General features: G+C 62.5%; 27 protein-coding genes and 1 tRNA gene. 22 read left to right on the top strand and 6 right to left on the bottom strand.

The annotated features are described in order from the left end of the window. The first annotated feature begins 217 nt into the window (after positions 1-217). From purE to DP106_RS16365, 20 genes are all read left to right on the top strand, one after another. Positions 218-841, top strand: coding sequence for a 5-(carboxyamino)imidazole ribonucleotide mutase (purE, locus tag DP106_RS05690; protein WP_120083982.1), 624 nt, complete (start codon positions 218-220; stop codon positions 839-841). A gap of 110 nt (positions 842-951) precedes the next feature. Continuing rightward, a complete protein-coding gene (locus DP106_RS05685) occupies positions 952-1365 on the top strand; it encodes an NADH-quinone oxidoreductase subunit A (protein WP_120083980.1) in 414 nt (137 codons plus the stop codon). Then, on the top strand, positions 1362-2066 hold the full coding sequence (locus DP106_RS05680) for an NADH-quinone oxidoreductase subunit B (RefSeq protein WP_120083979.1): 705 nt from the start codon (positions 1362-1364) through the stop codon (positions 2064-2066). Before DP106_RS05685 ends, DP106_RS05680 begins: the two co-directional genes overlap by 4 nt. Next, positions 2063-3721, top strand: coding sequence for an NADH-quinone oxidoreductase subunit D (locus DP106_RS05675; protein WP_120083978.1), 1659 nt, complete (start codon positions 2063-2065; stop codon positions 3719-3721). The genes DP106_RS05680 and DP106_RS05675 overlap by 4 nt, the downstream gene beginning before the upstream one ends. Continuing rightward, positions 3721-4794: a complex I subunit 1/NuoH family protein gene (locus DP106_RS05670; RefSeq protein WP_120083976.1), complete on the top strand. Its 1074-nt coding sequence runs from the start codon at positions 3721-3723 to the stop codon at positions 4792-4794. The genes DP106_RS05675 and DP106_RS05670 overlap by 1 nt, the downstream gene beginning before the upstream one ends. After that, positions 4791-5252 carry a NuoI/complex I 23 kDa subunit family protein gene (locus DP106_RS05665; RefSeq protein ID WP_120083975.1) on the top strand — a complete coding sequence of 154 codons (462 nt, stop codon included), beginning with the start codon at positions 4791-4793 and terminating at the stop codon, positions 5250-5252. The genes DP106_RS05670 and DP106_RS05665 overlap by 4 nt, the downstream gene beginning before the upstream one ends. A gap of 123 nt (positions 5253-5375) precedes the next feature. Continuing rightward, the gene (locus DP106_RS05660; RefSeq protein ID WP_120083974.1) at positions 5376-5642 is read left to right on the top strand and encodes an NADH-quinone oxidoreductase subunit J; all 267 of its coding nucleotides are present in this window, start codon (positions 5376-5378) and stop codon (positions 5640-5642) included. After that, entirely contained in the window at positions 5639-6016 is a 378-nt protein-coding gene (locus DP106_RS05655) for a hypothetical protein (RefSeq protein ID WP_120083972.1), read from the top strand. The genes DP106_RS05660 and DP106_RS05655 overlap by 4 nt, the downstream gene beginning before the upstream one ends. Beyond that, on the top strand, positions 6017-6319 hold the full coding sequence (nuoK, locus tag DP106_RS05650; protein WP_120083970.1) for an NADH-quinone oxidoreductase subunit NuoK: 303 nt from the start codon (positions 6017-6019) through the stop codon (positions 6317-6319). It begins immediately after the preceding gene. 3 nt (positions 6320-6322) lie between these two features. Continuing rightward, entirely contained in the window at positions 6323-8353 is a 2031-nt protein-coding gene (gene nuoL / locus DP106_RS05645; protein WP_120083968.1) for an NADH-quinone oxidoreductase subunit L, read from the top strand. Further along, positions 8353-9882, top strand: a complete 1530-nt coding sequence (locus tag DP106_RS05640) for a complex I subunit 4 family protein (RefSeq protein ID WP_120083966.1) — start codon at positions 8353-8355, stop codon at positions 9880-9882. The genes nuoL and DP106_RS05640 overlap by 1 nt, the downstream gene beginning before the upstream one ends. Further along, complete coding sequence (locus DP106_RS05635) at positions 9879-11408, top strand: NADH-quinone oxidoreductase subunit N (RefSeq protein ID WP_120083965.1); 1530 nt, start codon at positions 9879-9881, stop codon at positions 11406-11408. Before DP106_RS05640 ends, DP106_RS05635 begins: the two co-directional genes overlap by 4 nt. Before the next feature lie 54 nt (positions 11409-11462). After that, a complete protein-coding gene (locus DP106_RS05630) occupies positions 11463-12917 on the top strand; it encodes a DHH family phosphoesterase (protein ID WP_120083963.1) in 1455 nt (484 codons plus the stop codon). A 40-nt stretch (positions 12918-12957) separates the two neighbouring features. Further along, positions 12958-13746, top strand: coding sequence for a CBS pair associated ParBc domain-containing protein (locus tag DP106_RS05625; protein ID WP_120083962.1), 789 nt, complete (start codon positions 12958-12960; stop codon positions 13744-13746). A gap of 101 nt (positions 13747-13847) precedes the next feature. Further along, entirely contained in the window at positions 13848-14465 is a 618-nt protein-coding gene (locus DP106_RS05620; protein WP_120083961.1) for an adenylate kinase, read from the top strand. A gap of 95 nt (positions 14466-14560) precedes the next feature. After that, entirely contained in the window at positions 14561-15445 is an 885-nt protein-coding gene (locus DP106_RS05615; RefSeq protein ID WP_120083960.1) for a DUF106 domain-containing protein, read from the top strand. A 96-nt stretch (positions 15446-15541) separates the two neighbouring features. After that, positions 15542-16120, top strand: a complete 579-nt coding sequence (gene cmk, locus DP106_RS05610; RefSeq protein ID WP_120083958.1) for a (d)CMP kinase — start codon at positions 15542-15544, stop codon at positions 16118-16120. Positions 16121-16132: 12 nt separating this feature from the next. Continuing rightward, positions 16133-17083: an RNA-guided pseudouridylation complex pseudouridine synthase subunit Cbf5 gene (locus DP106_RS05605; protein WP_120083957.1), complete on the top strand. Its 951-nt coding sequence runs from the start codon at positions 16133-16135 to the stop codon at positions 17081-17083. 98 nt (positions 17084-17181) lie between these two features. Beyond that, a tRNA-Pro gene (locus DP106_RS05600) sits at positions 17182-17252 on the top strand. 106 nt (positions 17253-17358) lie between these two features. After that, on the top strand, positions 17359-17487 hold the full coding sequence (locus DP106_RS16365; RefSeq protein WP_276310056.1) for a hypothetical protein: 129 nt from the start codon (positions 17359-17361) through the stop codon (positions 17485-17487). Positions 17488-17490: 3 nt separating this feature from the next. On the opposite strand, the gene DP106_RS05595 is transcribed toward DP106_RS16365, so the two are convergent. The 5 genes from DP106_RS05595 to DP106_RS05575 form a co-directional block, all read right to left on the bottom strand. Beyond that, entirely contained in the window at positions 17491-18390 is a 900-nt protein-coding gene (locus DP106_RS05595) for an HFX_2341 family transcriptional regulator (RefSeq protein ID WP_120083955.1), read from the bottom strand. A 49-nt stretch (positions 18391-18439) separates the two neighbouring features. Beyond that, complete coding sequence (locus tag DP106_RS05590) at positions 18440-18808, bottom strand: DUF555 domain-containing protein (RefSeq protein WP_120083954.1); 369 nt, start codon at positions 18806-18808, stop codon at positions 18440-18442. Positions 18809-18882: 74 nt separating this feature from the next. Continuing rightward, the gene (locus DP106_RS05585) at positions 18883-19797 is read right to left on the bottom strand and encodes a DNA-3-methyladenine glycosylase family protein (protein WP_120083953.1); all 915 of its coding nucleotides are present in this window, start codon (positions 19795-19797) and stop codon (positions 18883-18885) included. A 56-nt stretch (positions 19798-19853) separates the two neighbouring features. Then, positions 19854-21341, bottom strand: a complete 1488-nt coding sequence (malQ, locus tag DP106_RS05580) for a 4-alpha-glucanotransferase (protein ID WP_120083951.1) — start codon at positions 21339-21341, stop codon at positions 19854-19856. Positions 21342-21418: 77 nt separating this feature from the next. Then, on the bottom strand, positions 21419-22021 hold the full coding sequence (locus DP106_RS05575; RefSeq protein ID WP_120083949.1) for an FAD-dependent oxidoreductase: 603 nt from the start codon (positions 22019-22021) through the stop codon (positions 21419-21421). Between the two features lie 355 nt (positions 22022-22376). On the opposite strand from DP106_RS05575, the gene DP106_RS05570 reads away from it, so the two are divergent. Further along, positions 22377-23180 (top strand): helix-turn-helix transcriptional regulator, encoded by an 804-nt coding sequence (locus tag DP106_RS05570; protein ID WP_120083948.1) that lies wholly within the window; start codon positions 22377-22379, stop codon positions 23178-23180. Positions 23181-23297: 117 nt separating this feature from the next. Further along, positions 23298-23588 carry a PRC-barrel domain-containing protein gene (locus DP106_RS05565; protein WP_120083947.1) on the top strand — a complete coding sequence of 97 codons (291 nt, stop codon included), beginning with the start codon at positions 23298-23300 and terminating at the stop codon, positions 23586-23588. Here DP106_RS05565 and DP106_RS05560 read toward each other — a convergent pair. Continuing rightward, positions 23585-25036, bottom strand: coding sequence for a DHH family phosphoesterase (locus tag DP106_RS05560; protein WP_120083946.1), 1452 nt, complete (start codon positions 25034-25036; stop codon positions 23585-23587). The two genes, DP106_RS05565 and DP106_RS05560, sit on opposite strands and share 4 nt — an antisense overlap. Between the last annotated feature and the right edge of the window lie 91 nt (positions 25037-25127).

Below are 25127 nucleotides of genomic sequence, written 5' to 3'. Positions count from 1 at the left end.
AGCAGCCGCAGTCGGGCGGGACTGAAAGGGGCGAGTCGCTCCGGGAAGACGGCCGACGCAAGCACCACAGTGAGCGGAGCGAACGAGGCGCGCGGCGAGGCTCTCGACCGGAGCGACTCGGGGCTTTCGAGAAGGTTCCAATTTTTCCGATGTATCTGAACACGCCCAGTAGCCACAACCGCAACGCACTTGCCGCCGCTGGGAGCATTCACGGCCAATGACAACCGCACCTGAAGTCCAAGCGTTGATGGATCGACTCGAAGCCGAAGCCGACCAACAGCGTGGTTCGGCGGCGACGCCGGACGTTGGCATCATTATGGGCTCGGACTCAGATCTCGACGTGATGGCCGGCGCGTACGACGCCCTCGAAGAACTCGGCTTCGCCGAACAGACGGATGTTGAGAATCCGCCTGAAAGTCGATTTACCTTCGAGAGCTACGTCGTTTCGGCCCACCGGACGCCGGAACTGATGACTGTCTACGGCGAGACCGCCGCCGACCGTGGGCTGGATGTGATCATCGCCGGCGCGGGCGGGAAATCCGCCGATCTGCCGAATATGACCGCCTCGATCGCCTACCCGATTCCAGTGATCGGTGTCCCGGTACAGGAGAAATCCGTCGATAGCGTCATCGGGATGCCGACCGGCGCGCCGCTCACGGCAGTTGATGCCGGTAAATCGTTCAACGCTGGGCTCTCAGCGGGTCAGATCATCGCGCGCGAACACGACGAGATCGAGCAGGCACTGATCGAGTACCACGATTCGCTGCAGGGCGGCGTCGGCGAGGTTTCAAAAACCCTTCACGACCGCGGAATCGACGGCTTTCGCGAGCGCGACGCGTAGCGTGCTGCTCGCCGACCGGTGTGTCGACCCATGAATGCCCACCTAGCCGGTAGAAAATCAATGCTTATGAGGGCCCAGCGCGAACCAAGAGGTGTTACGGAGTATATCGAATGTCATGGTTAGCTATCGGGGCACTGGCGTTGGTCGGCATTGCGATCCCGCTTGCGATGATCGTGGTGTCGGCGCTGTTACGTCCAGCCGTCCCAGAAAGCGGTAAGAAAACGACCTACGAGAGCGGTGAGATCCCAACCGGCTCGGGGCGCGTCCAGCTGAACATTCAGTACTACATGGTCGCGCTGCTGTTCGTCGTCTTTGATATTGAGACGGTGATGGTCTTCCCGTGGGCGGTTATGTACCGCTCCGCGCTAGAGGCGGGTGTCCCCCTCTCGCAGGCGGTACTCCCGCTTTTGGCCTTCATCGGGATTCTCGTCGTCGGCCTCATCTGGGCGTGGCGCGTCGGTGCCGTCCAGTGGACGCGGAGTATTCGTGCGGCCACACAGAAAACGGAGCGACAGAACACATGAGCAGCGACAATCAACAACCGTTCGTTACCGACAGTTCGAAGGTAGGCACAGCAACCCGCGAGGCCCGGCTCTCGGGACAAGACAACCGGTTTAACTCCCGGCTGCGGGAGGCGTTTGGCTCCTCGCCGTTTATCCTTACCAAGTTCGATAAGTTCATGAACTGGGTGCGGGGCTCCTCGATGTTTATGTTGCAGTTCGGCATCGCCTGCTGTAGCATCGAGATGATGCACACCTACGCGGTCAAACACGACCTCGACCGCTTCGGTGCTGGCGTCCCCCGCGCGTCGCCCCGGCAGGCCGACGTGATCATCATCCCCGGCACAATCGTCTCGAAGTTCGCCCCACGGATGAAACGCGTCTACGACCAGATGCCCGAGCCGAAGTTCGTCATCGGCATGGGCTCCTGTACCATCTCCGGCGGCCCATTCCAGGAGGGGTACAACGTCGTCAAGGGAGCCGAGGAGGTCATCCCGGTCGACATCCACATCCCGGGCTGTCCCCCGCGGCCGGAGGCGCTCGTCTACGGCGTTGCCAAGCTCCAAGAGCGGATCGCCAACGGCGAGTCCTCGCCGGTGACGGTCAAACCCTACGAGCTTGAGGAGTTCGGCGACCTCGAACGCGATGAGATCATCGACCAACTCGCCGAGGAGATCGATGTCGAGGATCTTGTGATGCGGTACAACTGGGCTGATTCACCATGAGCGTGGAACTCCCCGCCGACGCCGACGCGGTACAGACCCCCGCGGAGGTCGCCGACCTCCTTGGTGACCTCGTCATCGGCCGTGAGGAACACCTGAACGCGCCGGGATTCGTCATCAAACCTAATTCCGTTGTCGATGCCCTGCGTCGGCTCCGCGATCAGGCCGGCTTCGATCACCTTTCGTGTGTCACCGCCCAAGAGTACGAGGATCGCTACGAGTCGATCTACCACCTGACGAGCTACGACGACCGCACCCAGGAGGTCAGCATCGTCGTCCCCGCCGACAAGGAAAACCCCGTCAGCCAATCGGCCAACGAGGTCTTCCGGACGGCTGATTGGCACGAGCGGGAGGCCTACGATCTCATCGGCATCGAGTACGACGACCACCCCGATCTCCGCCGGATTCTCCTTCCTGAAACGTGGCAGGGCCACCCGCTGGGGCAGTCCTACGACCAAGATCAGCCACAGGTTGTCCCGCTGCGGGAACACCAGAACCCGCTGTTGGAGGATCAGACAGCCGACAACGACAGCGAGACGATGTACCTCAACATCGGCCCGCATCACCCGGCAACCCACGGCGTCCTCCACATCAAGACCGTCCTCGACGGTGAGCAGGTCGTCGACCTCGAACCCGACATCGGCTACCTCCATCGGTGTGAGGAGCAGATGTGTCAGAACAGCACGTATCGCTACCAGATTATGCCGTACCCCGACCGCTGGGACTACATCTCGGCGGGGTTGCTCAACGAGTGGGCCTACGCGCGGACGGCCGAGGAGCTGGCTGACATCGAGGTGCCCGAATACGCCCAGATCATCCGAACCATGGGCGCGGAGCTCTGCCGGATGGCGGCGCACTTCCTCGCGTTGGGGACGTTCGCCCTCGACATCTACGGCGACTTCACCGCGTTGTTCATGTACTCGATCCGGGATCGCGAGAAGGTGCAGAACATCCTCGAAGAGCTGACCGGCCAGCGGCTGATGTTCAACTACTTCCGGCTCGGCGGCGTCGTCTGGGATCTGCCGGAGCCCCGCGAGGACTTCTTCGAGATGACCCGGGACTTCCTTGAGGATCTACCGACCGCACTGGAGGAATACCACGACATGATGACCTCCAACGAGATCCTGCAGGTGCGGACGGTCGACACCGGCGTGTTGCCGCCGGAGGTTGCCAAAAGCTACGGTGCGACCGGCCCGGTCGCCCGCGGCTCGGGCATCGATTACGACGTGCGACGTGACGACCCCTACGGCTACTACGAGAACCTCGATTGGGATGTCGTCACCGAGGATGGCTGTGACAACTTCAGCCGCCTGCTCGTCCGGATGCGCGAGGTTGAGGAATCAGCCAAGATCGTCGAGCAGTGTATCGACCTGCTGGAGGACTGGCCCGAAGATGAGCGCAACATTCAGTCAAACGTCCCGCGAACGATCAAACCCGACGACGACACAGAGATCTACAAAGCCGTCGAGGGTGCGAAGGGCGAACTTGGGATCTACATCCGATCGGACGGCACCGAGGAGCCCGGCCGGTTTAAGATCCGGAGCCCGTGTTTCTCGAATCTGCAGACGCTGCCGGAGATGTCCAACGGCGAGTACGTCCCCGATGCGATCGCCTCACTCGGGAGCCTCGATATCGTGCTTGGCGAGGTGGATCGCTGATGGCTGGCGTGCTCCAAGGCGAGGTCTTGTTGCCGGAACAGATCGCCGATCTGCTCGGGCTTGAGGGTGCCCTTGGCGCGGCTGTCGGCGCGCTCATCGGCGCGTTCGTCGTCGGCAATGTTATGTTGGCGTTTACCGGTGTTGCCGGCCCGTGGGCCAAACGGAAGATCACGGCCGCCTTCACCGACCGGATCGCCGTCGACCGGATCGGGCCGTTCGGCCTGTTCATTATCGTCGCCGACTCAGTGCGACTGCTCTCGAAGGAGCTGATCATCCCGGATGGGGCCGATCGCCCATCCTACGATCTCGCGCCGCTGATCCTGCCGGCGTCGGCGATGCTTGGCTTTGCGGTGATCCCGATGGGCAGCCTTGGCCCGCTCAACATCCAGCTTGCTGACCCCGAGGCGGGCCTCGCGCTCGTCTTTGCGTTTGCGTCGATCGCATCAGTGTCGCTGGTGATGGGCGGCTACGCTTCGAACAACAAGTACTCGCTGATGGGCGGGCTGCGGGCGGTCGCCCAAAACATCGCCTATGAGATCCCGCTGGTTGTGACAGCGATGTCGGTTGTCGTTTTCACCGGCTCGTTGCAGCTGAGTACGATCGTTGCCGAACAGAGCACAACGCTGTTCTCGATCGCTGGGGTGTCGATTCCGGCGTGGTTTGCCTTCGTCAACCCCTTCGCGTTCGTGTTGTTCCTCGTGGCAAACATGGCGGAGATCGGCCGCAACCCCTTCGATATCCCGGAGGCACCGACCGAGATCGTTGCTGGCTACCAGACGGAGTATTCGTCGGTGTACTTCGTCCTGTTTTATCTCGGGGAGTTCCTCCACGTTTTCCTCGGCGGGGCGATCATGGCGACGATCTTCCTCGGCGGCCCGGCGGGGCCGGTACTGCCGGGTTTCGTCTGGTTTGTGATCAAGATCTGGGCGTTCTTCCTGTTCACGCAGTGGTGTCGCTCGGCGCTGCCGCGCGTTCGTATCGACCAACTGATCGAGATCGGTTGGAAGGGGATGCTTGTGCTCTCCTTCGCTAACCTGGTGCTCACGGCCATTATCGTGGGAGTGATAGCATGATCGGACTTCTCAAAGGGATGGCGACGACGATGAAACACGCATTGAACGGCAAGACCTTCACGGTCGAATACCCCGAAACAGCCCCGGAAGTCAGCCCGCGGTTCCGCGGTGTCCACAAGTTCAGCCAGGAACGCTGTATCTGGTGTCGACAGTGCGAAAACGTCTGTCCGAACGACACGATCCAGATCGTGATGGACGACCAACGCAACGGCGAGCAGTACAACCTCCACATCGGGCAGTGTATCTACTGTCGGCTCTGTGAGGAGGTCTGTCCCGTCGATGCGATCCTGCTGACACAGAACTTCGAGTTCACCGCCGACACGAAAGACGAGTTCGTCTACAACAAAGAACAGCTCAAAAACGTGCCGTGGTACAAAGGGATCGACCCGCTGAACTCACGGAACCCGGATCGGGACGCCTGGATCGGCGAGGGCGACGGCGAAGTCGACTACCAGTAGTTATCCCATCACGTATTGTCCCTGTTTTCCTGCTATACAGAGCTGTGCAGCTGTCTGAGCGGATCTATCGGTTACGGATCAGTCTCGAAATCTTCAAAGGGATTCCATTGGGACATACAGGTAATGGTTTATGAGACCATCGCGTTCGCGCTGTTCGCCCTCCTGACGGTGGGCTTCAGCTTGGGTGTTGTCCTTGTCGACGACGTGTTTCACGCGTCGCTGCTGTTGGGCGGCTCCTTGCTGAGCGTCGCGGTGCATTACGTCCTGCTGCAAGCGGAGTTCCTTGCGGCGATGCAGATCCTCGTCTACGTCGGCGGGGTTCTCATCCTGATCACGTTTGCCGTGATGCTGACCCGACGCGAGACCGACCCGGAGGTGACCAACGTATGACCGATACCGACGGCTCAGACCGCGCAGCCGCGGCGTTGGCTGTGACCGCGTTGTTTGCCGTCATCGCAACGATGGCATTCGGGGCTGCCGGTAGCTTCCCTGCGCCAACCGGCTTCCCGGCCGACGCATCGATCGTCCACAACATCGGCTACGCGCTGTTCGATATCGGCCTCGGCGAGATCCCTGCGGAGGGCTTTCTCGCCGCGTTCCTGATCATCGCGCTGGCCCTCGATGTCGCCCTCGATGCCGCGATCTACCTCGCCAAACGCGAGGATGAGGGGTCGATCGTCTCGGCGCTGACCGACGGCGGCCGCGAGATCGTCGCCGGCGACGTGGCTGAACGCGACCCCGCTGATAAGGGGGGTGACCGATAGATGGTGCCGCCGGAATACTATCTGGTGTTGTCGGCGGCCGTTTTCTGTATCGGCCTGTTCGGCATTCTCACCCGGCGGAACGCGCTGTATTTCCTGATGTCCGCCGAGCTGATGTTGAACGCGGCGGTCATCAACCTCGTCGCGTTTTCCTTCCAGTGGGGCAACCTTACCGGCCAGACGTTCGCGCTGTTCGTGATCGCGCTGGCCGCCGCCGAAGTCGCCGTCGGGATCGGGATCGTCCTCGTACTGTATCGTAACTTCGGTGAGATCGATGTGCTGAGCGCCGACTCGATGAGGTGGTAATCCATGGTATCAGCATCCGCATCCGTTCCGGCAATCGTCCTGCTGCCGTTCGTCTCGTTTATCATCGCACTGTTTGGTCGTGAGCACCTCCCAAAACGGGGGGCATTCGGCGGGATCGCCGCGACCGCGGGGTCGCTGGGGCTCTCGCTGTGGGTACTTCTCTCCGTGCGCAACGGCGCGGCGTTCCAGGAGACCTACTACACGTGGGCGACTGGCGCCGGTGCTCAAGATTGGACGCTGACATTCGGCGCGCTGATCGATCCGTTGTCGGCGCTCATGCTTGTGATCGTCTCCGTGGTCGCCATGCTCGTCCATATCTTCAGTCTCGGCTATATGAACGACGAGGACGAGCGTGATCTGCCGCGGTACTACGCCGGGCTCGGCCTCTTTACGGCCAGCATGCTCGGCTTTGTCATCGCCGACAACTTGCTCATGGCGTTCATGTTCTTCGAGCTGGTGGGGCTGTGTTCCTACCTGCTGATCGGCTTCCACTTCCGGGAGCCTGGCCCGCCGTCGGCAGCGAAGAAGGCGTTCCTCGTCACCCGGTTCGGTGACTACTTCTTCCTTGTCGGCGTCGTCGCCGTTTTCACGACCTTTGGAACCGCCGCCTTTGCGGGCGCGGAATCGTTCCCGGCACTCGCTGAGGCCGCGCTCAACGGTGAGGCGACGGTGTGGACGCCCGGCGGCCTCGCGGAGTCAACGTGGTTTACGATCGTCGGCCTGCTGGTTTTGGGTGGCGTCATCGGGAAATCCGCGCAGTTCCCCCTGCATACGTGGCTGCCGGACGCGATGGAAGGCCCGACGCCGGTTTCGGCGCTGATTCACGCCGCAACGATGGTCGCGGCGGGTGTCTATCTCGTCGCCCGGATGTACGGCTTCTACGTGTTGTCGCCGACGACGATGGCGATTATCGCCTTCGTTGGTGGCTTTACCGCCCTGTTTGCGGCGACGATGGGCGTCGTCAAACGCGAGCTCAAACAGGTGCTTGCGTACTCGACGATCTCACAGTACGGCTATATGATGCTCGCACTCGGCTCGGGTGGCTACGTTGCGGCGGTCTTCCATCTGACGACCCACGCCTTCTTCAAAGCACTCCTCTTCCTCGGGGCTGGCTCGGTCATCATCGCCATGCACCACAACGAGGATATGTGGGAGATGGGCGGGCTGAAAGACAAGCTACCGGTCACCTACTGGACGTTTCTCGCTGGCTCGCTCGCACTCGCCGGCATCTTCCCGTTTGCCGGCTTTTGGTCGAAAGACGAGATTCTGTATGAGGCGCTGATCCACGGCCTCGACGAGCCGCTGATCCTCGGGGCCTACGTGATGGGCCTGCTTGCGGTACCCGTCACAGCGTTCTACACGTTCCGGATGGTGTTCCTCACCTTCCACGGCGAGCCACGGAGCAGCCTCGCTCGCGACCCACACCCGGTTCGGTGGAACATCAAAGGGCCGCTGTCGGTACTCGGCGTGTTGGCTGTCGTCACCGGCGGCATCAACCTTGTGCCGGTAAAAAAGGTACTCGGCATCAAGGGGATCGACTACCTGCATCTTTGGCTTGACAACCACTGGGGCGGCATTGAGGGGCTCTCGTCGCATCATTACGCCGAGCTCAACCCCTACAGCAGTCAGTACCTCTTCGGTGGCGAGGTGCCAACCGTCCTCGCCGGTGCGGCTGTCTCGCTTGGGCTCGCCCTCGGTGGCCTCGCGCTGGCGTGGGTGCTGTACAATGTGGCTGATCCCGACGAGCACACCGACAAACTCGGCGGGATCAAGGAGTTGCTGTACAACAACTACTATCAGGATGAGTTCCAGGTCTGGGTCGCCGACAACACCCGCGCGGCCGCCGGAAGTGCCGACATCTTCGATCAGGGTGTCATCGACGGCGTGGTCAACGGTGTTTCCTCGGTGAGCCTGCTGAGCAGCGAGCGGATCAGACGGATTCAAAGCGGCGTCGTCAGCAACTACGCCCTGCTGTTGACCCTGGGGCTGACGACGCTGCTTGTTGTCTTTGGCCTCCTCGGAGGGTGGTTCTAATGATACTCGGAGCACTACTGGCGGTCACGTTCGCAGCGGCCCTGCTCGTCTTTGCGGCCCCCGACGAGTACGCACCCAAACTCGCCTTCGGCCTCAGCCTGCTGCCGATCGCCGGCAGCCTCTATCTGTGGTCGGCCTTTGAGGCCGGCGGCAACGCGCTGACCGGCGGCGAGATCGCCTTCAGCACGGCCGTGCCGTGGCTGGAGGTCGCTGGCTACCAACTGCAGTGGTACGTCGGCCTCGACGGTATCAGCTTGCCGTTGGTCATCCTCACGAGCTTCCTCACGTCGCTGGCGATCGTCAGCGCGTGGACACCGATCGACGACCGCAAGAGTCAGTTCTACGGCCTGATGTTGCTGATGGAGGCGAACCTGCTCGGCGTGTTCACCGCGCTGGATTTCTTCCTTTGGTTCGTCTTCTGGGAGGCTGTCCTCGTCCCGATGTACTTCCTGATCGGGATCTGGGGCGGCCCACGCCGGAGGTACGCCGCTATCAAGTTCTTTGTCTACACCAACATCGCCTCGCTGGTGATGTTTATCGGGTTTATGATGTTGGTGATCGGGCTGCCGGTCAACAGCTTTGGGCTGCCGGAGATCAGCCAGTCGCTGGCCGCCGGCGAACTTGGCAGTTTCTTCTGGCTGCCCGCAGACACCCTCGCCTTGGTCGCCTTCGCGGCCATGTTCATCGGGTTTGCGGTGAAGGTGCCGGTCGTGCCCGTTCATACGTGGCTGCCGGATGCCCACGTTGAGGCTCCGACACCGGTGTCGGTGATGCTGGCGGGCGTCCTGCTGAAGATGGGTACTTACGCGCTTCTCCGGTACAACTACACGATGTTGCCCACACAGGCGGAGTACTTCGCGGTGCCGATCGCGATTATCGCCGTCGTTTCCGTGATCTACGGCGCGATGTTGGCCCTCGCCCAGGAGGATCTCAAACGGATCGTTGCCTACTCCTCTGTGTCCTCAATGGGGTATGTCCTCCTTGGGTTAGTCGCGTTCACCGAGTTCGGCCTCGGCGGTGCAACGTTCCAGATGGTTGCTCACGGCCTGATCTCGGGGCTGATGTTCATGGCCGTCGGCGTCATCTACAACGCGACCCACACCCGGTTGGTCGGCGACATGTCCGGGCTGGCCGATCGGATGCCGATCGCCGTCTGGATTCTCGTTGCCGGTGCGTTCGCCTACATGGGCCTGCCGTTGATGGCCGGCTTCGCCGGGGAGTTCTTCATCTTCGTCGGCTCCTTCGGCTCGACGGTGCTGCCGTACGCGCCGGTGTTTACCGCCGTAGCGATGTTTGGCATCGTCATCGTTGCGGGCTACCTCCTGCGTGCGATGCAGGGGACGCTGTTTGGCCCGTTCAACCTCGAAACTGACTACGACCTCGACCGCGCGCCGCTCCACGATGTCGCCCCGCTGGTCGCGCTGCTGGCGGCGATCATCGTGCTTGGCGTTGTTCCGTCATTGTTCTTCGATATGATCCGCGATGCAACCGTTCCGCTGGTTGAGCTGCTGGGAGGTGGGGCCCCATGAGCCTCGTTCTCCAAGGCACCACAACCGACTGGGTGTTCAGCGTGCGCGCGCTGCTGCCGGTCGTTTTGCTGGCACTCACCGGCCTCGCCGTCTTCGGCATCAACAGCCTGCGGCCCGACGGTCGTGACAACAAGCTGTTGGCACTGACCTCGATCGCCGGCACGCTGTCGGCGCTGGCGGTTACCGTCTGGTATCTGTTCGCCGGCACCGGCCAGCCGACTCACGGCGGTGCGATCAGCCTCTTCAGCGGGGCGATCGTCGTCGATGGGCTCGGATTGTTCTTCACCGCCATCTTCACCAGCGTCGCCACGCTCGTTATCGCCGCCAGCTACGACTACTTCGAGACCGACGCCAACCCGGCGTCGTTCTACTCGCTGTTGTTGCTGTCGACGACGGCGATGGGGCTGATGGCGGTTTCGAACTCGCTTGTGACCGTCTTTGTCAGCCTTGAGATGACATCGCTGCCATCCTACGCGCTCGTTGCGTATCTCAAGGACAACCGTGGCAGCGTCGAGGCCGGCCTGAAATACTTCCTGATCGGTGCGGTCTCCTCGGCCGTCTTGGCCTTCGGGATCAGCCTCGTCTATGCGGCGACGGGATCGCTGTTGCTACCCGATATCGCCGCCCAGATCGGCTCGATCGGCGATCTCAACGGCGTGCTTGGGATCGGGATCGTGATGATCGCCGGCGGCGTCGCGTTCAAAACGGCGTCGGTGCCGTTCCACTTCTGGGCACCGGAGGCCTACGAGGGCGCGCCCGCCCCCGTGAGTGCCTTCCTCTCCTCTGCGTCGAAGGCCGCCGGCTTCGCCGTTGGGTTCCGCGTGTTCGCGACCGCTTTCCAGCCCGCCATCGATATCGGCATCGACTGGGGGCTGTTGTTCGGGATCCTCGCGGTCGTGACGATGGTGCTCGGCAACTTCGCGGCGGCGACCCAAACCGAGGTCAAACGTATGCTGGCGTACTCCTCGATCGGCCATGCCGGCTACGCGCTGATCGGGCTGGCGGCGGTCACCGCCGGCGCGAGTGCCACCAACGCAACGGTGATGGGCGCGGCGATGGCGCATCTGTTCGTCTACGGCTTTATGAACACCGGCGCGTTCCTCTTCATTGCGATGGTCGAACGCTGGGGCGTCGGCCGCACCTTCGAGGATTACGCCGGCCTCGCCGAGCGCGCGCCGATGGCCAGCCTGGCGATGGCGGTCTTTATGTTCAGCCTTGCCGGTCTCCCGCTGTTTGGCGGCTTCTTCTCGAAGTATTTTCTCTTCCTTGGGGCGATCAACGCCGGCTTCTGGTGGCTTGCGGCGGTCGGGGCGGTCACCAGCACACTGTCGCTGTTCTACTACAGCCGAGTCGTCAAGGCCCTGTGGCTTGAAGAGGCGACAACCGATCTCGACGCCATCGGCGACGCGCCAACCGGGCTCTACGCCGCTGTCATCGTCGCCGGCGTTGTGACCGTCCTGCTGCTACCAGGCTTCGGGCCGGTCATCGAGACCGCCGAGGCCGCCGCGGCCGCACTGTTCGCCTAAGACGCCTGTCGTCGACACGGCAGGGTTTTCCCAAACTCCCACCAACCCACAGCTATGATGCGTCGGCTCGTCCTCGGTGACCGTGCCGTCGGCAACGCCGTCGCGACCAGCGTCGCCGACAAGCCCGGGACGCTGTACGTCGTCACCGACGACCATGGCTGGTCAACCACGCTTCGGGAGGCCGGGATCGGGGCGACTGAGGGTGATCCGACCGATCCGGCACAGTATCCTGATAACGCCGACGTGGTCGTTGTTGCCGCCAGCGACGACGCTCGTGGCTGTGCGATCGCCGAGCGCGCGCGGATGTCCTTTCCCGACGCGACGCTGATCGCGGTCTGTACGAAGACCGTTGACGACGCCCACCGCACAACCTTCCGGCGCGTTGCCGACGACCTCGTCGAATCGACCGACGCGGTGGCGGCCGAACTCCACTCGATCGCCGGCGACGACCGCGGCGGCCGAATGGCGCGGCTGCTGGCGGCGATCCGGCCGCTATCGGAGCCGTTGGCGGTTGTCGCCCACGACAACCCAGATCCTGACGCTATCGCCAGTGCGATCGCGCTCACCGAGATCGCCGACCATGTTGGCGTCGACAGTGAGGCCTACTACTTTGGGGAGATTACCCATCAAGAGAACCGCGCGCTGGTAAACCTCCTGTCGCTGTCGCTGACGGCGACGACCCCGGAGTCATTTGCGGTCGATGACGTGGGGGCGATCGCGTTGGTTGACCATGCTCGTCCCGGCGTCAACGACGGGCTGCCGCCGGAGACGATCGTTCGGCTCGTTGTCGACCATCATCCACAGCGTGAGCCGATCGACGAGCGCGGCGGCTATCTGGACATCCGCCCGGCACTGGGATCGACGAGTACGATCATGGTCGAGTATTTCCAACAGCTCGGCCTGACGCCCGACGAATCGCTGGCGACCGCGCTACTGTATGGGATTCAGACCGACACCGATGGCTTCACTCGTGGGGTCGCCCCCGCTGACTTCGAGGCGGCTGCCTTCCTCTCAGCACATGCCGACGAGCGCGCGCTCACAAAGATCGAATCGCCAACGATGAGCCACAGCGTTGCTGACACGCTGGCGGCCGCCATCGACGGACGGGAGGTTCGTGGCTCCGCGCTGGCGAGCTGTGTCGGCCGGCTCGCCGAGCGGGACGCACTCCCGCAGGCTGCCGACAAGCTGCTGGATATGGATGGTGTCGAGACGATCATCGTTTTCGGCTACGACGCCGAAACCATCTACGTCTCCGGCCGTACCCGCGGTTCGGCGGTCGATCTTGGTGAAACGTTACGTGAGGCCTTCGACCAGGTCGGCAGCGCGGGCGGCCACGCGACGATGGCCGGCGCGCAGGTACCGATGGGCGTCCTTGATGCCGTCGAAGACTGGGAGACGCTGTCGGTTGTTGTCCACGACACGATCGCCGGGCGGTTCTTCGAAGCCCTCGATACCGCACCCGAACCAGGCCAGTACGGCCACCCGCTGGTGCGGTTTCCGCCGGAGTAACGACCGTGGTTTTTTTACGAGGCTTCGTGTAGAACCGCTGATGGACAGCGAGCCACAGGTTGCAGCGTACATGACCCAATCGGTCACGACGGTCGATCCGACCGATACTGTCGGGGCTGTCCGCGAGCAGATCGGCGGCAACGACGGCCACAACGGGTTTCCGGTCACCCGTGACGGCCACGTTGAGGGGTTTGTTACCGGGCGGGATCTGCTTGCTGCCGACCCCGAGACAACGGTTGCGGCGGTGATGAGCGAGGAGACGATCGTTGCCGACCCCGAGATGGCGGTCACCGACGCCGCGCGGGTGATCGTTCGCTCCGACATTCAGAAGCTCCCGGTCGTCGATGACGGCGAACTCGTCGGCATTCTCTCGAACACAGACGTGATCCGCAGCCAGATCGAGCGAGCGACCCCCGAGAAGGTCGCCAAGCTGAGCCGAACGCTCACCGAGCTCCACGGCGTTGAGCTTACCCAGGAACGCCGGCAGGTGTCACTCGCCGAGCTTGTGCCAACACAGGCGGAGGTGTACGGCGACGAACTCGACGGTCGGCGGTACGAACTTGAACGCGGTCTTGCCGAGCCGCTGGTCGTGATCGATGCCGGCGGCGGTGAGGAGATGTATCTTGCCGATGGTCACCACCGCGTGCTCGCCGCCGACCGCCTCGGCATCGACGAGATGGATTCCTATGTTATCGTCCCCGCCGAACCACTGGAGCTGGGAATGGCCCAAACCGCCGCCGAGCAGGGGCTATCCTCGATCGAGGATGTAACCGTTATCGAACAGGATCGTCACCCCCTGGTCGAAACAACGACGCAGCTACAAGGGTAGCATGGTCGTCGTCGGCGACAGCAGCGCCGATCTCGACGGCGCAATCGACGCCGAGAGACGGAATTGTTCAAACCTATAAGGCAGCCCGAAGTGAATGTGATATGAGCAACCGACTGCTGTTGCTTGGTCCGCCCGGTGCCGGTAAAGGAACCCAAAGCTCACGACTCGCCGAGACCTTCGATCTCGAACACATCACGACCGGCGACGCCCTCCGGGCAAACAAGAACATGGAAACCGAGTACGGCACCCCACGGGAGTATATGGATGCCGGCGAGCTCGTCCCCGACGGCCTAGTCAACGAGATCGTCGAGGCCGCCATCGACGAGGCCGACGGCTTCATTCTCGATGGCTATCCGCGAAATCTTTCGCAGGTCGAGTATCTCGACTCGATCACCGAGCTTGATGCGGTCGTGTTCCTCGATGTCGGCGAAGACGAGCTGCTCCGCCGCCTAACGGGCCGACGTGTCGACCCTGAAACGGGCGACGTGTATCACACCGAGTTCAACATGCCCGACGACGACGAGATCGTCGAGCGACTCGAACAGCGCGACGACGACACCGAGGAGGTCGCCACCGAGCGACTGGAGGTCTACCGGGAAAACACCGAGCCCGTCGTCGAACACTACCGGGAGACCGGCGAGCTGATCGAAGTTGACGGCGAAGCCGACCCGGACGGTGTCTTCGATCGCATCGTCAACGCCGTCGGTCTCGACGACTGACCGGCGATCGGCGCCTGTCGACCGACCGGCAACCCATCGACGCTGACGCCGACAGAGTACAACCTTCTTATTGACGCGTTGCCAACGAGAGCACAATGAGCCGAATCGAACGCAAAGTTCGCTCGTTGGTCACCGCCGACGCCGAGATGAAACCCGCCATCGAGACCGTCCTCGATAACGCCACTGACAACGAGGTGCAGTGGGTCGACGTTCGGGATGAGATCACCAGCGGCCAGTGGGGCCGGCTGATCGAAAAGGGGATTCTCGTTGACGGCGAGGGTGGGTTCCGGATCGAATCGCCCGAGGCCGTCCGTGAGGGGCTGACCGAGGAAAGCGACGCCGAGGAGATCGAATCGACCTCCTGGACGAAATGGGATAAGGCCGCCGCCGGCCTGACCGTCGGCCTCTTTGCGGGCTACGCGTGGGCCCCCGCTCGCAATGTCGTTGCTGGGGCGATCGACGTTGTCATCGGGCCGCTAACGAACGTCGTGCCGTTCTACGTCGTCGTGATGATCATCGCGTTGGCGACCGGGCTGTACTCGACGCTGCTGCGGGTCGCGCTGATGGACACCGAAAAGATGGGCGAGTACAAGGCCCGCATGGATGAGATCAAGGAGAAACGCGAGGCCGCCAAGGAGCGCGGCGATGATGAGGCTCTCGAAGAGATCCAACAGGAGCAGATGGAGGCGATGGGCGATCAACTCGGCATGTTCAAAGAGCAGTTCCGCCCGATGGTCTGGATTATGTTTCTCACCATCCCGGCGTTCCTCTGGATGTACTGGGCGCTTGGCTTCCGTGGCGGGGTCGAACACTACGCCTTCCAGAATATCGTCATCCCGTTTGCGGGTGAGGTCGAGTGGACGACCGGGATCGTCGGCCCGATGCAGATCTGGATCGTCTGGTACTTCCTGTGTTCGATGGCGTTCAACCAGATCATCCAGAAGGGGCTCAACATCAGCATGACGCCGTCCGCAAACTGAACCGGGGCCTCGGGTGCTACCGGCGTCGGTGTGCGATTGGGACTCATGGGCGCGGTGAAGGGTAATCTCTTTTAGGTGGACGACCGCAGGGTGGATATGTTACTCACCGTCTCTGGCCCCCCCGGCAGCGGGAAGTCGACGAACGCTGCCGCCCTCGCCGACGCCTTCGATCTCGACCACGTCAGCGGCGGGGATATCTTCCGTGAGCTGGCCGCCGAACGCGGCCTCTCGCCCGTCGAGTTCAACGAGCTAGCCGAGGAAGACGACCAGATCGATCGTGATCTCGACGCCCGGCTGCGGGAGATCGCCGTCGACGACGACGATGTCGTCTTGGAGTCCCGGCTCGCCGGCTGGCTTGCCGGCGACCACGCGGACGTGAAAATCTGGCTCGACGCGCCGCTGGCTGTCCGCGCCGAGCGTATCGCCGACCGCGAGGACAAATCGATCGGCGTCGCCCGCGAGGAGACCGAACGTCGCGAACACAGCGAGCGCAAGCGGTATCAGGCGTATTACAACATCGATATCGCGGATCTCTCGATCTACGATATCACCTACAACACCGCCCGCTGGGGGCCTGAGGCTATCCAGCGGATGCTTGCCACCGCCGTCGGGGCCTACGATCCGGCTATCGATGAGGGGAAAGCCCCGGTCGAGGGCGTCGCCTACGAGTTTTGAGCTCAGCTACCAATGAGTGATCCACTTCGTTCCGCGCCTGACGACCGCACGCCCGCCGAACTGTTGGCCTTCGGCGTCGTCAATCTGGATAAGCCCGCCGGCCCTTCGGCCCACCAGGTCGCCGGCTGGGTGCGGGATCTGGCCGGCGACGCCGTTGACGACCTCGGTGCCTCGGTTGCGGACAACGAGGGATCGCCATCGGCTGCGGAATCACCCACTGTCGACCGCGCAGCGCATGCGGGGACGCTGGATCCAAAGGTGACGGGCTGTCTCCCGATGCTGCTCGGCGACGCCACCCGAACGGCCCAGGTCTTTCTCGAAGGCCGCAAGGAGTATATCGCCGTTTTGGAGCTCCATGGCCCGCGGCCGGCGGATTTTGAGTCGGTGTTGAATCGGTTTGCGGCCCCACTCTACCAGAAGCCGCCGAAAAAAAGCGCGGTGCGCCGCAAGCTTCGTGTTCGAGAGATCTACGCTCTTGAGCTGTTGGATTACACCGACCGTCAGGCGTTGCTCCGGATCGCGTGTGAAAGCGGCACCTACGTCCGCAAACTGTGTCACGATATCGGGTTGGCACTCGGGACAGGAGCCCACATGGGCCACCTTCGCCGCACCGCGACCGATCCCTTCGACGACACCTCCTTGATCGATCTTCACGAGTTCACCGACGCGCTGGCGGTCGCCCGCGAGGGCGACACCAAGTGGCTGCGGGAGGTTGTTCAGCCGGCTGAACGCGCACTCGACCATCTGCCGAGCGTCATTATCGCCCCCTCGGCGGCCGAACAAGTCGCCACCGGCGCGCCGGTGTACGCGCCGGGGGTGATCGAGGGCCCAGACACCGTCGTCGACGACGCGCTTGTGGCCTGCTATACGCCCAATGGGAGTGCGGTCTGTCTCGGCCGGCTCGTCGGCGACCCCGACGCCGACAGCGGTGTTGTGGTTGATCTCGAAGCCGTGTTGGTCTGATCGGTGGCCGCGTTGTTTTACCGCAAACCGCCGGACGGGGTCGGCAGCGACGAGTGAAACAAAGGTGTTAAACGACCGCCTCGCATTCTCCCGGATGCGGGACTGTGGGGTAGTGGTATCCTCTGCGGATGGGGTCCGTAGGACCTGAGTTCGACTCTCGGCAGTCCCACTCTGTCGGTAGCTCGTGAGCGACCGCTCTGGCGTGCTGGCGTCGTCATTGAAATACAGCTACCTGAAGTCCCAAAACATTACACCTCGGAGTGATCACTCCGGATATGAAACTGGATTCGTACATCACCACCGAGGAAACGGAGCTCTCGCCGGCGGTCGTTATGACGACGGTGCTGTTGGTCGCGGTGTTTGCCCTCGGGTTGCTCTACCAACTCATCACGGTCGTCCTCTAAGGCTCACTGCCGGGTCGTATCGGCGTGTGAGCGAACCCATAGCTCGCCGATCCGCGAGAGCGTCGTCCGGTAGGATTTGCCGACCTCCTCCTGTTCGATGTAGCCCTTGCCGCCGGGCCCGAGGCGGTCGACGTTGTAGATCACCTTCGATCGGAAGCTGTCGGTGTACTCCTCGTTGAGATCGCGGGCGAGTGCCTCCGCAAGCTCGCTGACGGAGTCGAACTCGCCGTGTTCGCCGAGCGTAAAGAGAATGAGCTCCTCGAAGGGTTTGACACTCGAAAAGGAGGCCACCGGGAGTTCGACGATATGTTTGCCGTTGATCTCCTTTGCGCCGATGGTGCTGCCGCGTTCGTCGAACTCAGCCAGCAGGTCGGCCGTGCTCTCTAATCGTTCTTCGATGCGATCGCGGTCGAAATCGTCGGCCGCAAGCAGATCACCGAGCAGTTCGCGCTCGGCCCGCAGCTCCTCGGCCAACTCGGTTTCGAGATACTTCTCAGGGGCGGTGTAGTAGGTGTGAATCCGGTCTCTGTCCTCCTGGCGTTCGACCATCACCGAGTGGGCCGCGGTTGCGAAGGCGAAGCTGACGGGTCGGGGCATTGAGCAGACGTTGACCCAGACCTCCGCGCCGCCGTCGAGCTGTTCGTTGATGAGCTCGAAGGCACCCTCGAAGGCGGTGTCGTAGTCGTAGACGTCTTCGAGGCGGATTCGGTCGGTTTCCGCGCCGAGCAGGCTCTCGAAGTCGGTTTCGAGCTTGGAGGCGAGGTTGCGGGAGTATTCGACGTTGGCCTCGCTGCCGACCGCGCCCTCAAGCAGGATCGCGCGATCAACGTCGAACTGATCGCGGATCAGTGGCGCGATGAGCCGGTCGTAATCAAAGCCGACCGGGACGATATGGGTTTGCATACGTGGTGGTGGTGGGGAGGGCCCTAAAAACACTCCTGCTCGGCGGAGACTACTCGTCGGTGGATTCGGTGTCGGCTTCCTCGTCGACAATCTCGGTGACCGATGCGATCTCCAGTGGGATCTCGGTGAGTCGCTGGCCGATCTCCGTGCGGGCGACCCGCTTTGCGTGTTCTTCCTGTTCGACGTTGAAGACGTCCATTGTCAACTCAAGGGCAACGAGGGCCTCGTCGGCGACGATGTACGCCGGCGGCAACTCCTCGCCGTCGGGGCCGGTCGGTGAGCACATATCGATCTCAACGTAGTTGAGATCCGGGTTCAACAGCTCGCCGGTTTTCGAGATCGCAATACGGACGGCCTCATCGACTGTTTCTACGTCGTATACCGATACCGCAGCTTCGACGACGACCCGGCAATCCATGTGTTTGGATAGCAGGGCAGCAAGTATGAAAGTTCGGCCGCAACGACAGCTTGCACAGAACTGTCGCTGCCGACCTACTCGCCGCCGTTGCGGAGATAGTTGAACACGTACGTCTGGACGTAGCCGGCGTACTCGCCGCCGAACCGCCCGCGGATCGCCCGCGACGTGTCGGTGTAGTTGCCCTGCTCGCAGTCAGGGTAGTACTCCTCGATAGCGGTGCGAATCCACGTATCAAGGGGGATCGCTTCGAGATAGCCAAGTGAGAACAGTAACACGCAGTCGGCGACCTTGTCGCCGACGCCGACAAACTGGGTGAGATACTCGCGGGCGGCCTCGTACTCGCGGCCGACAGCAGCGGTTGGATCGGCCTCGCCGTCGGCGACCATCTCGGCGGTTCGCTGGACATACGGCGCGCGGTAGCCGAGGCTGAGGTCGCGCAACTCGGCTTCGGTGCGGGCGGCCAACGCCTCCGGCGTTGGAAACGCCTGATACGTGCGGCCGTCGAACTCAACGGACTTGCCGTACTCGGCGGCGAGTCGCTGCTGCATCCCGTGTATTCGGCTGACGCGCATCTGGGCCGAACAGATGAACGAAATGAGGCAGGCAAACGGTGGATCGCGGACGAGGCGCAGCCCACGATACTGCTCGAAGGCGCGGTTGAACAGCGGCTCATCGGGCGCGCCGGCGGTGATCTCGGTGAGATCGTCGTCAAGCCGGAGGAGATGGGTGAGAATCGGGACGGCATCGGTCGTCGACTCCCACTCGATTCCGTCATCGACCTGCCGGATACGAACGACAGCCTGCTCGTCGCTGACGCCGTCGAGCGGCGGGACGACCGTTTCGTACCACGCCTGCCCGCCGTGGGCGTCGTCGGTGGTGTACATCTTTCCGTCGAGGCGGCTCCACAGGTAACTCTGACCGCTTTCGACCGTCGCTTGCAGATCGAACGGCCCGGCGAGGTCATCGATCGAAATAACGCCTGTCTCCATTACACAGTAGGTAGGATACGGTGGGCTTCGGGGTTTCGGTTCCGCGGCTGGCCGTGTTATCGAAGCTCGATCATCGTCATCGTGCCGAGCTTGGTGGCAACATCCTCGTCAAGACCATCGCTGGTAACACGCCAGGCCCAGTTGCCCTCGGCGGTGCCGGGCGTGTTGAACCGGGCGTGGCTGTCGAGGGCAAGCAAGTCCTGCATCGTTGTAAACGCCAACACGGCGTCGGATCGCCAGACCGCCTCGATTATCGACCAGTTGATCTCCTCGCCATCGACGCCGAGATTGTAGTGCAGACACTCCCGCTGGCGGTCGCCAAGCCCGTTGTAGTAGCCCTGGAACGTGTTGGTGTCGTGCGTTGCAGTGTAGCCGACCGAATTTTTGGGGTAATGCATCGGCTGGTGGGCGTTGCCGTCCTGACACCAGTCGGCGTACTGCGGGACGCGCATGCCGGGGAAGCCGAACTGATCCATCAGGGCGTTGAGTTCGGCGTCCGGAAAGCCGAGATCCTCAGCGATAAATGGGAGTTCGCCGAGTCGATCCCGGATCGTCTCGAAAAAGTCGTAGGCCGGGCCGTCGCGCCACTCGCCCGCCGCTGCTGAGTCGGCATGGGTTGGGATCGCCCAGTACTCCAGAAAGCCCTGGAAGTGATCCAGTCGCGTCACATCGACCTGGCCGAACAGCCGCTCAAGCCGGCGGGCCCACCAGTCGTAGTCGTTGTCGGCAAGCGTTCCCCAGTCGTACAGCGGGTTCCCCCATTTTTGCCCGTCGTCGCCGCTGTTCGGCGGAACACCGGCGACCGCTGTCGGCCGGTTCTGGTCGTCGAGTTGGAACGTTTCAGGGCTAGCCCACACGTCCGCGCTGTCGAGGCCGACGTAGATCGGCACGTCGCCGACGAGTTTGATACCGGCGTCTTCGGCGTCGGCTTTAAACGCGTTCCACTGTTTGTCGAACCAGTATTGGACGAGCACGCGGTACTCGATCTCCTCGCTGCGTTCTTCGCGCGCCTCGTCGAGTGCGCCGGGATCGCGGGTACGGATCGGTTCGGGCCAGTCGATCCACGCGACGCCGTCGTGTTTCTGTTTGAGCGCCCGAAACAGGGCGTACTCCTCGACCCACGGCTCGGATTCACGGAACTCGGCGAGGGCCGCGCGGTCGTCCTCGGTCGCCGTCTCGTCGAACCGCCCGTAGGCGGCTCTGAGCTTGTCACGTTTGTACTCGGCGACCCGCTCGTACTCGACGGCGTGGGGATCGAAATCAGGGACAGGTTCGAGGTCGTCGTCGGTCAGCCAGCCGTCGTCGACGAGGCGGTCAAGGCTGATCAACAGCGGGTTGCCCGCAAACGCCGAAAACGACTGATACGGCGAGTTGCCGTGGGCCGCCGAGGTTGGCCCCAGCGGGCAGAACTGCCAGTAGGTTTGTTCGGCGGTGTCGAGAAATGAGAGGAATTCCCGCGCCCCGTCGCCGAGATCGCCGATGCCGTGTGGCCCCGGAAGCGAGGTGAGATGCAGGAAGACGCCGCTCGTTCGATCGAACTCCATATCCGCACTGTCGGTGGCATCCGTGTCAAACGTTGTGGTCTTCGGCGGCCGCGGTGACGACGAGCCTTGCCGTCGAGTTACGCCTCGTCGCTCATCGCGCCGAAAACGCCGTCGGCGTCGGCCGGCACGTCGAAGTCATGGAAGTGTTCGCCCTTCTCCTTCGAGAGGATGTTGAGCGCGGCCGCCGCGCCGTCACCGGCTGCGATGACCGCCTGCCACTCCTCGGCGCGTACCATCGCGCCCGTAGCGTAGGCGTCATCGACGCTGGTCTCCATGTCGACGCCAACATCGACGACATCACCGTCGAAGCCACAGCCAAGCGATTCCGCAAGGTCGCGGTTGGCACCTGTCGCCAACACGACGTAGTTGGCGTCGTAGCTACTCTCGGCGGTTTCGAGGCTGAAGCCATCGTCAGTTGCGGTCACGTCGGTGACCTCCTCGCCTTGGTGTCGCTCGACACCGAAGCTATCGACCTGCTGGCGAGCGGTCTCGATGAACGCTGTGCCGTCTTGGGAGCCAACGCCGAGATAGTTGAACAGATGCGCTTTGTGCATCCACGTCCCGTCGGTGTCGAAAACGCGGGCTTGGAGGCCGTTTTTCTGGGCGAATAGCGCGGCACTCAGGCCGGCGGGGCCGCCACCAACGATACTGACGGTCGCGTCAGCGTCAGTCTGACTCATATCCTGCTGTGGGTGCGGGAGCGGTAAATAAACACAGGCGACATGGATGTCACGTGGTCAGGCGTTGAAAAGTGTCGTGTGGCCGCCACCTGGCAGCCAGCGTGACGGTACCAAGCCGACCCGGGCAAGCCGGCCGGTATCGCTTGTCGATCCGGGCAGGGTCGACAAACATAATACGGTCGTCCGGGCAGGGCGACCGACAGGATTGCCGGGTTATCAGAGGCACTCCGGCGTCTAACATAATGGTAGGCTATGGTTTTACATCACCGTCTGCACGAACGTATCGCCGTGTGACGAACGTTTAAATATATCACGGTCGTTTATACCAGTATACGAGGTTCCCGCACGTCCACCAATGGTAACCACTGACCCATCCGATGTGTTGTCGACGCTCATCCAGCGGGAGTCGGTGTTGTACGCCGTCGATGTCGCCGGCTGTGAGAAACGCGATATCGTTGAAGCGGTTCCACCCTCACGCTCGACTGTCGACCGAAGCATCCGTGATCTCGAAGCCGCTGGCCTCGTGACTCGATCGCCGGAGGGTTACCGACGGACGCTCCTCGGCGAACTGTTGCTCTCGGAGTATTACCGATTTAAAGCTCAGACGGCCGAACTGCTCTCGGCGGGCGATGTCTTTGCCGAGCTGCCGCCAACACAGCAGATCGATCGGTCGATGCTTGATGATGCGACGATCATCACCGCCACCCAGGCGACGCCCCATCAGCCGATCTCCGCGCTCTGTGCGCTGTTAGGCGAGGCCCAGTCGATCCGCATTCTCTGTCCAGCGGTGTTTCCACAGCTGATCGACGCCTGTGCGCTGGCGACCGACAACACGGAAACAGTTGAGATCATCGTCACCGATTCGGTCGTGTCAGCACTTGTCGATACCTATTCGGACGCCTTAGCCGCACTCAAAGAGGCCGGTGCCGATCTCCGGTTGCTCGAGACGACGCCGTCGCATGGTCTTGTTGTCGTTGACCGTCCCATGGGATCGACGGCCGGCTTGCTGGTTATCGATGACAGTGGTGGCCGCGCGCTGATCCGCAACTGTGGCGACGACGCCATCTCGTGGGCCACCAGCCGACTCGATCACTGGCGTGGGGCATCGACACCCCTGCCGCTGGCCGAGCTCGATGGCGAGGAGTCGATGCTACGATAACCGTCGTGCTCGGTTCGGGGCAGTGACAGGTTGGTAGTGGTGTCGTCGACGCGTCGCTGTCTGACACCTGTCTGTCGACCACGAAATCTTATTATCGGTGCCCCCAACGGTAGGTGCATGGATGGGACTCCCCAGGAGATCACGACGCTCGTCGGCCGTGAGGTCTACTCGAACAGTGGTGTGTTTGTCGGCGAGATCGAGGACGTACAGCTGAACTTGGATGGCGAATCGGTCACGAGCTTGGCGGTCGGTGAACTCAACGACGAACTGTTTGCTGACACCGTTGGCCCAGGTAAGGGCGTGTTGATCCCCTACCGGTGGGTGCGAGCCGTCGGCGATATCGTCCTTGTCAACAGTACGATCGAACGCCTCCAAGAGACCGACGACACCGACGAAGCCGCTGCCTAAGACCCGTTTGTATCGCTGCCTTCGACGCCCAACGCCGCAAAGAGCTTCTTTCTGACGGCCTCTTCGGTCAACCGCAGAAGCGTGTCGCGGTTGTCCTCGCTGGTCTCGATACCGGTGAAGATGCCCAGCGGGACTTCGACGCTGCCCTGTGTGGAGTGGCCGACAATGTCGCCGCTGTTTTCGAAGGCTCCCTCAAGGACGCTGCCGATATCGATCCGGATATCCTTCGAGCGAGCGGCGACGATGATCCGCTCGTCGACGATCCCGAAGACCGCGCTGGTGGTGATCCCTTCCAGATCCAGCAGATACTGCGCGGCCTGCTCTAAGGCATCCCGATCGCGGATGAAGCCGGCTGTCGAAAACAGGTGACTCCCCTGTACCTCGCGGCTCTGAATCGCCTCCGCGAGCACATCCAGCGTCTCCGGCGACATCGACGGCGATTCGACCTGTTCAAGCGTGTCGTGGTTGGCGAAGGGATGGAGGTAGGCGGCGGCGGTCAGATCCGCGGGTGTCGTATCCCGCTTGAAATCCAGTGTTTCTGCCCGGATCCCATACAGCAGCGCGGTAGCGACCGTTTCGCCCGGACCGAGATCGAACTCCTGGAGGTATTTGGTGAGGATCGTCGATGTCGAAGAGAGGTTTGTCCGCACGTCGACGAAGGGGGCGTCGACCTCCTCGTCGGGTTCGGCGTGGTCGATGAGGATATCGATCTCGAAGGTGGGATCGTCGCTGCCGGACTGGACGTTGTCGACGAGAGCAACCCGGTCGTACTCCTCGATTGCGGGCTCGTCGTCGCTGGCCAGCAGTTCGATCCCAAGCAGGTTGACGAACGCGCGGTTCTCTTGGTGGCCGATATCGCCCTCATAGCGGATGTCGGCCTCAACGCCGAACTCGGCGGCGATCGCCTGCAGCGCGGTCGCACTGGCGATCGAATCGGGATCGGGGCTATCCTGTGTGAGAATCGCCAGCCGGCCTTCCGTCGATTCGAGGATATCGGCGAGCTGGCGGGCCTTATACTGGAGCTCGCCGGATTCGAGGCTGCGCAGCGCGGAGTCGGCGATCACCTCCGAGGGGTTGACAACGACATCTGCCCCAAGCTCGCTGAGCTCGTCTTGGCTGACGGGATCGGAGGCACGGACAACGATGTACTGATCGCCACCGGCCTCTCGGATCGCCGCGACCGCCGCCTTGTTGGCCTCGATATCGGAGGCCAACACCAGCAAAATATCGCGGTCGGCGACCGCCTCGGCGACCGAGGGCTTGCTGATGTCCTGTACCGTCGCATTGAGATCCTGATCGCGCAGGGCCTCAACCCGGTCGGCGTCCGTATCGAGGATGAGCACGTCGTTGTCCGCCTCGGCGAGATCCTCAGCAACTGCGTGGCCGACACTGCCACAGCCGAGGATCGCGTAGGTCGACCGTGAGGAGCCGGTCACACCAGGGCTCATAATTACTATGAGACAGCGTCGGTGACCACTTAATGCCGTTTGTTTCTCTATGACCGCCACAGCGGCCGCCAACGCGACCGAGGCCGCGGCT

Source organism: Halonotius pteroides (genome assembly GCF_003605635.1).
In the GTDB taxonomy this organism is placed as follows: Archaea; Halobacteriota; Halobacteria; order Halobacteriales; family Haloferacaceae; genus Halonotius; species Halonotius pteroides.
This window is presented reverse-complemented; position numbering and strand designations above follow the sequence as displayed.